Raw genomic sequence first — 1086 nt, 5'->3', positions numbered from 1 at the left:
GGCGGCCTGGCGCCACACGGAGCAGGTGAGGAACAGGCCGTCGCCGTCCTTCCACTCGTTGGTCTGCCGGTCGAAGATGCGGGGGGTGGAGGCGACGCGGAACTTCGCGACGGCGGCGCCGGACGGGGTGAAGCGGAGTTCGGGGTCGTCGACGAGGTTCCCGATGACGGTGATGACGGTTTCGCCAGACATGGGCGGGTGTGCTCCCTATGGGTGTCAGGCCGCGGTGTCGCGGCCGGTGGTGTACGGGTGTCCGGAGCGCATGTAGGTCTGGTGTCCGGGCGGGTTGCCGATGTGGAAGTAGGGGCAGTGCCGGCAGTCGTAGATCTGGAGGTGTCGCCGGCCGGGCTGTTTGCGTAGCCACTTCCAGGCGCGTTTCGCCTCGGCGTGGGTCTCGTAGCGGCCCACCTTGGTCCGGCAGGAGATGTCGACGTCGCGGGCGGCGGCCGGCGTCATGCTGCGGCCCGCCGCCGGTTCGCGTTGTTTTCGACGGCGAGGTAACTGGAATCGGTGAAGCGGGGGTCGTCGACCCACGTTCGTGCGCCGTCCGCACGGGCACGCACCCGCTTCTTGATGCGCTCCCAGGACCGGCGGACGGTGTCCTCCTCCATGCCGAGGCGCTGCGCCATGACGTCCCACGGCATGTCGAGGTACCGGGCGCCGTAGGAGATGGCGAGGGTGCGGGTGCGGCTGGACAGTTCGACGCGGTCGCCGTCGAGGGCGCGGAGCGCGGCGGCGGGGTCCGCGGCCCCGAATGCGGTGTCCTGGGAGGTGCGGGGCCGGCCCTTCGGGTCGTCGAGGGCTTCGTCGTCCCAGGCGAGCGGTGAGTGGCACTGCCCGATCTTTGCGGCGAGGCGGGCGTGGGCGGCCTCGTCGGCGGGGATGTTGTGCTCCTCGGGGATCCATGCCCAGCGCTGGTCGTAGAGGGCGCACACGGCGAGGTGCTCGCTGACGAAGACGGGGTACCGGTCGAGGATGTTGCCGACCTTGTGGACGGGCCAGCCGAGGGCGGCGGCCAGGTCCTGCAGGGGCCAGCCGAGGGCGTGGAGGGCGCGGAGGCGGCGGCGGGCGCCGAGGCTGCTTGTC

At 71.5% G+C, this 1086-nt stretch carries 2 protein-coding genes and 1 pseudogene; all 3 read right to left on the bottom strand.

The window, feature by feature from the left end; genetic code table 11:
- Positions 1-192, bottom strand: a 192-nt coding sequence (locus ABZ454_RS38950; RefSeq protein WP_359544153.1) for a single-stranded DNA-binding protein, incomplete at its 3' end; no start/stop codon positions are given.
- A gap of 24 nt (positions 193-216) precedes the next feature.
- Entirely contained in the window at positions 217-456 is a 240-nt protein-coding gene (locus ABZ454_RS38945; RefSeq protein WP_359544152.1) for a hypothetical protein, read from the bottom strand.
- Positions 453-1086 (bottom strand): annotated as a pseudogene (locus tag ABZ454_RS38940) (hypothetical protein); the annotation flags it as partial. The gene ABZ454_RS38945 and the pseudogene ABZ454_RS38940, both read right to left, overlap by 4 nt.

This window comes from Streptomyces sp. NPDC005803 (assembly GCF_040630435.1).
Taxonomy (GTDB): Bacteria; Actinomycetota; Actinomycetes; order Streptomycetales; family Streptomycetaceae; genus Streptomyces.
The sequence above is the reverse complement of the archived record's forward strand: the minus strand, read 5'-3'. Positions and strand labels throughout refer to the sequence as shown.